The sequence below is a fragment of the Nostoc sp. genome (assembly GCF_036919495.1).
In the GTDB taxonomy this organism is placed as follows: Bacteria; Cyanobacteriota; Cyanobacteriia; order Cyanobacteriales; family Nostocaceae; genus Nostoc.
On record NZ_JBALBZ010000165.1, the window covers coordinates 25,641 to 34,090 of the forward strand.

At 42.9% G+C, this 8,450-nt stretch carries 7 protein-coding genes; 2 read left to right on the plus strand and 5 right to left on the minus strand.

The features are described 5' to 3' along the window. Positions 1–6: 6 nt before the first annotated feature. Positions 7–390, minus strand: coding sequence for a hypothetical protein (locus V7K25_RS23590; protein WP_335161115.1), 384 nt, complete (start codon positions 388–390; stop codon positions 7–9). 51 nt (positions 391–441) lie between these two features. Continuing rightward, positions 442–579: a hypothetical protein gene (locus tag V7K25_RS23595; RefSeq protein WP_335161117.1), complete on the minus strand. Its 138-nt coding sequence runs from the start codon at positions 577–579 to the stop codon at positions 442–444. A gap of 351 nt (positions 580–930) precedes the next feature. Here V7K25_RS23595 and V7K25_RS23600 point away from each other — a divergent pair, with 351 nt between their 5' ends. Beyond that, positions 931–3,957, plus strand: a complete 3,027-nt coding sequence (locus tag V7K25_RS23600) for an SMC family ATPase (protein WP_335161119.1) — start codon at positions 931–933, stop codon at positions 3,955–3,957. A gap of 57 nt (positions 3,958–4,014) precedes the next feature. Here the strand turns inward: V7K25_RS23600 and V7K25_RS23605 are convergent, their stop codons facing one another. The 3 genes from V7K25_RS23605 to V7K25_RS23615 form a co-directional block, all read right to left on the minus strand. Further along, a complete protein-coding gene (locus V7K25_RS23605; protein ID WP_335161120.1) occupies positions 4,015–5,268 on the minus strand; it encodes a peptidoglycan-binding protein in 1,254 nt (417 codons plus the stop codon). Between the two features lie 169 nt (positions 5,269–5,437). Then, positions 5,438–5,974, minus strand: a complete 537-nt coding sequence (locus tag V7K25_RS23610; protein ID WP_335161126.1) for an SH3 domain-containing protein — start codon at positions 5,972–5,974, stop codon at positions 5,438–5,440. A gap of 112 nt (positions 5,975–6,086) precedes the next feature. Further along, positions 6,087–7,598 carry an AAA family ATPase gene (locus V7K25_RS23615; protein WP_335161122.1) on the minus strand — a complete coding sequence of 504 codons (1,512 nt, stop codon included), beginning with the start codon at positions 7,596–7,598 and terminating at the stop codon, positions 6,087–6,089. Between the two features lie 298 nt (positions 7,599–7,896). Here V7K25_RS23615 and V7K25_RS23620 point away from each other — a divergent pair, with 298 nt between their 5' ends. Further along, entirely contained in the window at positions 7,897–8,349 is a 453-nt protein-coding gene (locus V7K25_RS23620) for a hypothetical protein (protein ID WP_335161124.1), read from the plus strand. Positions 8,350–8,450 lie beyond the last annotated feature (101 nt).

Here is an 8,450-nt window from a genome sequence, read left to right on the forward strand (position 1 = left end):
ATGGTGTCAAATATTCTTCTCTCTTAAATTTATGTTCATTACTATCTGAAATTCACCTTCAATACACTGAATCGCTAAATATTTCAAAAATGTGGTTTTACCTGCACCTGGTTTACCCAAAATCATTAGCTTGGAATATTTCTCAACCGCTTCCAGTCCTGGCAATCGTTCTTCAGTAATTCTGTTGAGTCCAAAGAGGTCAAAATCCTGGCTTTTACACTGTTGTAATAATTCATCAATGCCTAACCGCCGCTGTCCAGTGATTTTATCCAAAATATTAACGCTGGTATAGATGTCATTTAACCCAATGGGTTGACTCATATCCAGCACCCGCATTGTGCCGCAACGTTTTTGAATGAGGGGTTTTATCTTTTCGCGTACCTCTTGCACGATCGCATCAATATCAATGCTGTTATCTTGACGGTTCTCTCACACTTGCAGTTATTGACGAGAAGAGTCGCCCTCCATTTCTAGATTTAACCAAATTTGCTCTCGGTACATATATTGACCTGTTGATACCTCGGTCAAGGTCAAGTGATGGCGATGTCTAAGACGGGCTACGCCTACGCAATTAGCCAATGGCAAATTCTCTCTTGGCGACTCTAGCAATCCTAAATAATTCCTAAGAGACAAAATCCCCGACTTCTTTGAAAAGTCAGGGATCTGTAACTTTCAATTCTCACAAATCAAATAAGAATGTTTTCTTCTCAGACAACAGAAAGAAAAAACTAAAAGCCTCCAGATGAGTTTCATTTTTCTCCGAAGACAGCAAAACTTCTTCATGCAACAAGAAAAATTGACTTAACCTATTGTTAAATTTTGTAAAATTGATGTCTTCAAGACTAGAAACCTGATATCTAGATAGCTAAACTAACAAACAGTGCATCTGTACTGTTAATTATTAAAAGTAGATGTGGCGCTATAGCCTGAATGATCCCAGTACAACTTATCCTCAAAAACTTTCTTAGTTACCGTGATGCAACTTTAGATTTTCGTGGTTTGCATACGGCTTGTATTTCGGGTTCCAATGGTGCGGGTAAATCTTCACTTTTGGAAGCAATCACTTGGGCAATTTGGGGTGAAAGCCGCGCCACTGCTGAAGATGATGTGATCTATTCTGGGGCGAAAGAAGTTCGAGTTGATTTTACTTTCCAAAGCAACCAGCAAAAATATCGGGTGATTCGTACCCGAATTCGGGGAGGTACTAGCGTTCTTGAATTTCAAATAGAAATACCATCTGGGTTTCGCTCACTCACTGGCAAAGGGGTAAGAGCAACACAGGATTTGATTTTAGAACACATCAAGCTCGATTACGATACATTTATTAATTCTGCTTACTTACGGCAAGGCCGTGCAGATGAGTTCATGCTCAAACGCCCCACGGAACGCAAAGAAATTTTAGCGGAGTTGTTGAAACTCAATCAGTATGATGATTTGGAAGAACGGGCAAAGGAATCTTCTCGTCAGTTTAAAGCAAGGGCAGTAGAGTTAGAGCGTTCTTTGGAGTCGATTAAAATTCAGTTGCAACAACGCGAGACAACCGAAGCGCAAAGAGTTGAGTTAGAAGCCGAACTCAACCAACTACAACAGGTACAAGCTTTTGATAATATTCAATTACAAAGTTTGCAAGTTGTCCAGCACCAGCGCCAAAATTGGGAACAACAACTCAGTTTTGTAAAGCAACAATACCAAAATCTTAGCCAAGATTGCGATCGCCTCCAACAAGAACAATCAGCTATTGGCTCTCAGCTATCAGATTTAGAAAAAATGTTACACCAAGAAGCTGAAATTAAAGCTGGATACGCCCAATATCAAAGTCTCCAATCTCAAGAAGAAGCTTTTGCTGCGAAATTTGAAGAATATACCCGCGCTGGGCAGACTCGCCAACAAAAGCAACAACAGCTTACCAAACAAATTCACGAAATCGAACGGCAACTACAACAAGCCCAAGCCCAAATCGAAGCTTTGCAGCAACAAGAGCAAGATATTCAGCAAACTCTGACTAAATCAGGTGAAGTCGAAGCTGCTTTATCACAACTAACCGCAGCCCGTCACCATGTTGCTCGTTTAGATCAATTGCAAATGCAAGTTACTCCCTTGTTGCAACAACGAGCAACTTTACAAAGCCAACTCGATCGCACTCATGCTGGTTTAGTAGCGCGACTCGAACAACTCCAAAGTACTGAGAACCAATTGCAACGCCAGCACCGTCGCCAACCGCAACTGCAACAAGCGGTGATGGATGTAGCAATCCAAATTGAGGAACTGGAGAAAAAGCGGGTTTATCTACAACGAGTCCAAGAAAAAGGGCAAGAAAGGCGGCACTTTATCGAACGTCTGCAAGCCCATCAACGCGACTATGAAAAACTGCTGGGAGAATTAGAGCAAAAATTGCAAATGCTCCAAAATCCTGAAGCACTTTGTCCATTATGCGAACGTCCACTGGATGAACATCACTGGAGTCGGGTGGTGGAAAAAACCCAGGCTGAGTTAGAGGATACCCAAGGGCAGTTTTGGGTAGTGCGAGAACAAATGGCGGTGTCAGACAGAGAAATTCAGGTACTTAGGCAGGAATATCGGGAAATATCCCAACAATTGGCGGGCTACGATGGTTTACGCGAACAACGGGGACAGTTAGCAGCCCAGTTAGAAGCTACAACTGATGTTCAACAACAGTTACAGCAAATTGCTGCCGAAAAACAACATTTAGAGCGATCGCTCCAAGCTGGTGATTACGCTCCCGATAAACAAACCGAACTCCGGCAGCTAGACCAATATCTGCAACAAGTTAATTATAATGAACAAGACCATTCCCTTGCCCGAAGCGAAGTTGAGCGTTGGCGATGGGCAGAAATTAAACAAGGGCAGATTAAGGATGCTACTAAGCGACAAGCGCAACTATTAGCCCGAAAACCAGAATTACAATCCCAAATTGCTCAATTACAATCCAAAATCCAGCAGGATCAGATTGATTCTGAATGTGCTAAACAAATTGCGGCTCTTGAGCGTCACATTACCGAAATTGGTTACAGTTCCGAGCAGCACAACAATCTGCGTATGGCTGTCCGCCAAGCTCAATCTTGGCATTTGCGGTATCAACAACTGCTGTCAGCCCAGCAGCAGTATCCGCAACTCCAGACGAGATTGCAAGAGTTAGAGGATTCCAGAAGCGCCAGAGTAACGGAACGGCAAAAACTTGGCGGGCAAATCGAAAGCATTATCCAGCAATTACAAGCAACAGCTAACCCATCTGCCCAAATTCAAGCTTTAGAGCAGCAGTTAGCAATCCGCAGACGGCAACTCGATGAGCAAATTGCCAAATTAGGGCGTTTAGAGCAGTTGGCGCATCAATTAGAAACGCTGCGAATTCAGTATGAACAACAGCAGCAGCAATTACAATCTTGCAAGCAGGAATGTCGTGTTTATCAGGAATTAGCGCAAGCTTTTGGTAAAAATGGTATCCAAGCACTGATGATTGAGAATGTGTTACCGCAACTGGAAGCTGAGACAAATCAACTACTTTCACGGCTGAGTGGAAATCAGTTTCATGTACAGTTTATTACTCAAAAAGCTGGACGCAGTGCTAAATCAACTAAGAAAAATGCCAAGCTGATAGACACCTTAGATATTTTAATCGCCGATTCTAGAGGAACACGAGCTTATGAAACTTACTCTGGTGGAGAAGCCTTTAGAATTAATTTTGCCATCCGTTTAGCGCTGGCGAAATTATTAGCGCAACGGGCGGGGGCGGCGTTGCAATTGTTGATTATAGATGAAGGTTTTGGTACACAGGACGCTGAAGGATGCGATCGCTTGATTGCAGCGATTAATGCGATCGCTTCCGATTTCGCCTGCATCCTCACTGTCACTCACATGCCCCACCTCAAAGAAGCTTTCCAAGCCAGGATTGAAGTGAATAAAACTCAAGAAGGTTCCCAATTGAGTTTGTCAATTTAATTACGAATTACGAATTATGTAGCTTGCTTCTCGCCTTTGACGAGTATTACGAATTATTTAATTGTATTTTACCCGTGCATCAAGACCTAATGAGCGAAGCTTTTTCGTTAGTGTTTCTGCTTGGGCGCGATCGCTAAATGCCCCAGCATTCACATAATCCCCTAGATGGGATTGTTCCGTGACAGCATCGGGTATATATTGTTGCACTTTACTCAGAGTATCATTATTGGAAATTGGCACTATTACTCTGTAAGGATTATTAGCAACTAATGTGTTGCCATTACTCACAGGTACAACGTAGGCATTGGTAGGAGGTAATGCATAGCGATTAGTCTGAGGTGCTACATAGTCATTAGTATCACCATATACATAACCGTTATTGTAAGTATAATTGATATTATCTCCTTGATCGTCTACAGTCAGATAACTTCTGCTTGTTTGTTGAGCAGCATATCCAGGTGTTGAGGCTCTACGCACTGACTCCAAGACTTGGGCATTGGCGATGCCATTAACAGGTAGGCGATAATCTCGCTGAAATCGGGTGACAGCATCTCTAGTCATTGGACCAATATTCCCAGTGGCAGCAATATTAAAATAACCTAGCTGCCGCAAACGCACTTGTAATTCTTTCACTTGTTGAGTAGAGAGCTTTGATCTGCCTGGAGCCGCAGAGGAACCCAGTAATGCGTTCCAAGTTTGTTGATTCACAATCCCGTTAGCAGATATGCCATAATTTCGCTGGAATCGGGCAACAGCATCTCTAGTCATTGGGCCAAAATTCCCAGTAGCAGCAGTATTAAAATAGCCTAACTGCCGCAAACGCTGTTGTAACCTTGTGACGGCTGCACCAGTTTTGCCTTGGGAGAGAACAGGATATTGACCACCACTGATATTCCTGCTAAAAGTTCTACTTTGACATGCTCGTTGCAAGGCTATTTGAGTACTAGCACCCACAACACCATCAGCAGCGATTCTATTGGCCTGCTGAAATTTGATCACAGCATTCTGAGTCAAGCTAGCAAACTTGCCACTCACCGGGCCGTTAAAGTAGCCTAACTTTTTTAAACACCTCTGGCTACTAGAAACTTCAGCGCCATTACTTCCTATTTTCTGGAGTGCTAAAGCTTGTCCAGCGATACTCACAAGCCCCGTAATCAGTGCCACGGATAAAAGACGCATCGCCGCACCACTAGATAACTTTTCCAAATTCTTGAATTTGAAATTAGCTACGCTAGGGACAACCTTGACGCTTTCGGATGCCTCGTAGACTGAGGCAAGCTTGGTTAAATAGCTATCTACCCCTGTTTCCACTTGTTTTTTTCAAGTTATGACTACACCTAATTATACGGCTTGCTCTGTGTTGTGTTGGTTTTGTGTATGGTTCTTTACAAGTAATTAACCAGAAGAGACAGGGGGGAGGGCATCTGCTCTTGCAAGTGTTTCAGAGCAATTAAATTTATGGAAAAGTTGTAAATTATTGTTATCGCTCTGGTTGTTGTGTATCTTCTGGTTTCTCATCAACTTTTTGAGTGTTACCTGCTTTTACCCAACCTTCTTGTTGGCTACCTTCCAAACGAATCTTTTGCCAGGATTTATCTTGGTTTTCTTCCAAGATAATAATTTTTTGATTAAAAGCAACCCCACCAATCTTTTCAGCTTCTTGATTTGGTTGCGATCGCAAACTCAAGCCTTCAGACCAACTAACACGCCCTCGGTAAGCTCCCGATGGCAATGGTTTTGGTGATGGGGTAGCCTTTGGTGATTCTGTGGGAGTGGAGTTTGGGCTTGGAGACGATTCAGCCTTTGTCCCAGGTTTAGGAGTGGGTTTAGCTCCTCCAGGCTCAGTTGCTTTGGGAGCTTGGGCTTTCACCGAGGGACTATCATTAGAAAAAACGGGTTTGGCAGGGGGTATGCCGGTGCGATTCATGAAATAGAGTCCAATTGCAACGCCACCACCTATTAGCACAGCGATCGCTAAGAAAAACCCAAGTATAAACTTTATGAAGCCAGACAACATATTTAAAACCTGATCACCAGTGGTCAATAGTCAATAGTAATTCATGATTAACTGTTGATTATTGACTAGCAATTATTAACTAACCAATTATTGTAGCTACTGCTGAATGCGTTCACGTAGTGCGCCGGAGGCGTTCGCTTAAAGGATTGTGTTTGGATGCTAAACGCGCTCTCCCAGCAGCAGCCCATTCTTGGAGTTGCTGAATTTGCTCTACAGCTGTTCGCGCTAAGGGGATGATCTGACTGGCTGCTTCTAAAATGTCATCAGTAGCAAAGTCGCGGTTTTGGCTAAATCCAATGTGCATCGCTTCAATTAAAGTTTGCTCAATTTCTGCCCCAGAAAAATCGGGCGTTTCATAAGCTAACCTTTCGATGTCATAACTTTTTAAGTTATGGGGGCGCAATCGGGATAAATGAACGTCATAAATTGCTTTTCTCTCTTCTTGGGTGGGTAATCCCACAAAGAAAATTTCATCAAATCGCCCTTTACGGAGCATTTCCGGGGGTAAAGCTTGGATGTCATTAGCAGTGGCGACGACAAAAACGGGTGAGGTTTTTTCAGCTAGCCAGTTAATAAAAGTACCAAACACACGGCTGGCTGTTCCGGCATCACCTTTGCTACCAAGTCCGGCAAAGGCTTTATCTATTTCATCAATCCACAAAATACAGGGAGCAAGGGCTTCAGCTACTTGGATCATTTGCCGAGTCCGAGATTCTGATTCACCCACCAAACCACCAAATAACCTTCCCACATCCAAACGTAACAAGGGTAAATGCCAGTGATGAGCGATCGCTTTTGCCGTTAACGATTTACCAGTTCCCTGAATTCCCACTAACATTAAACCACGGGGGTGCGGTAATCCGTATTGTCGCGCCTTATCGGTAAATGAACCTCCCCGACGAATCAGCCAGTCTTTCAAGTTATCTAGTCCGCCAATATCAGAAATTTGCTCAGTGGCGGGGTAAAAGTCCAAGATTTGGGTTTGGCGGATAGTTTGGCGCTTTTCTTCCAAAACGAGATCCACGTCTTCTGGTTGCAATTCACCGTGGGTAGCGATCGCTTTTGCCAAAACCCGGCGAATCCGTTCCATCGAAAGCCCTTGACAAGAGCGTACCAAGTCATCTAAAACTTTGCCCGAAAGGGAGTTACCAGTACTTTGTAGTAAGCGTTCCACCTCAGTTTTAATTTCTGGGGCGGCGGGTAAGGGAAACTCGACGACTGTCAACACTTCGGTTAAATCGTCAGGGATGGCGATGCGTGGCGACAGTAAAACAATATTTTTTGGTTGCGATTTGAGAAGTCGGGACAGATTGCGGAGTTTACGAGCGATCGCTACATCATCTAAAAAGCGATGATAATCTCGGAGAATCAATACCGCAGGTGCGGAAGCTGGTAATTTTTCGATAAATTCTAAAGCTTGCAACGGGTTACGTCGCCCAAACCCCACATCATTGGGGTTTCCCTGGTAGCCATCGACAAAATCCCAAGTATATACTGGGCGATTACCCTGGTTGGTTGCTTCTTCCCGGATAGCTGCTTCTACCCGTTCTTCCTCGTATGTCGGAATATAAATTAAGGGGTAGCGGGCGCGTAGCAGCAGTTTAAACTCTTCACGGAAGTTCATATTTGGCTATCGTTATTAGTTCTTCTCTCATTGTTCAGGTTTGTATTGTGTCTCACAACTAAAAACGAATATATCTCTCCTTACCTGACTCTACCAGGCAATGAAACTTGGAGAAGCTCTTTATATAAAAGTTGAAGCTGTATCTACAGGTGGAAACTAGGAATAAGTGAATTTACTTGCCATCCGTAAGTGTATTAATTAGCTTACTATATACGTAATTTTTTTAATATTCGGGAAAGTTATCTGCTCAATCTGGATTAGAGCTTAAATAAAGTTATGTTTTTATCAAGCAAATAAAATGTCAGAAAACAACTCACAGCCCAAAAATCCTGGAGGAATGTCCCTCAACATTGGCGGCGGACAATTTTCAGGTGTTCAAGTTGGACAAGCTGCTGGCGACATGACCCAAAATCAGCAAAATACTCAGGGTGAGGCTGAGAAAGAATTGACCTTACCTGAAGTTGCGGAATTAATGGCAGAAATTGAATCCATATTTCGTAATTCCGATTTACCAGAAGACCAAAAGAAACAAGCACTTAAACATCTGGATTATGCAACTGACGCAGTTAAAGAAAAAGAACCAGACAAAGACACTGCGGCAACAAGTTTGATAAAAGCTAGTAAAGTCCTCAAAGAAGCGAACGAAACCTTTAATGCAGGTCAAGGAATTTGGCAAAAATTAGAGCCAATTGCCAAACAATTAGCTCCTTGGTTAGGAGTTGCAGCTAAAAGTATTTTGTTTTTTACATAAAAAAAGGTGGTTCTTCCGCTAGTTTTATGGAGAATCAATACTAAAATGCCAGTTTAATAAACTGCGTAATCTAAAATTGCTAAAGTTACGAAAGCCATATC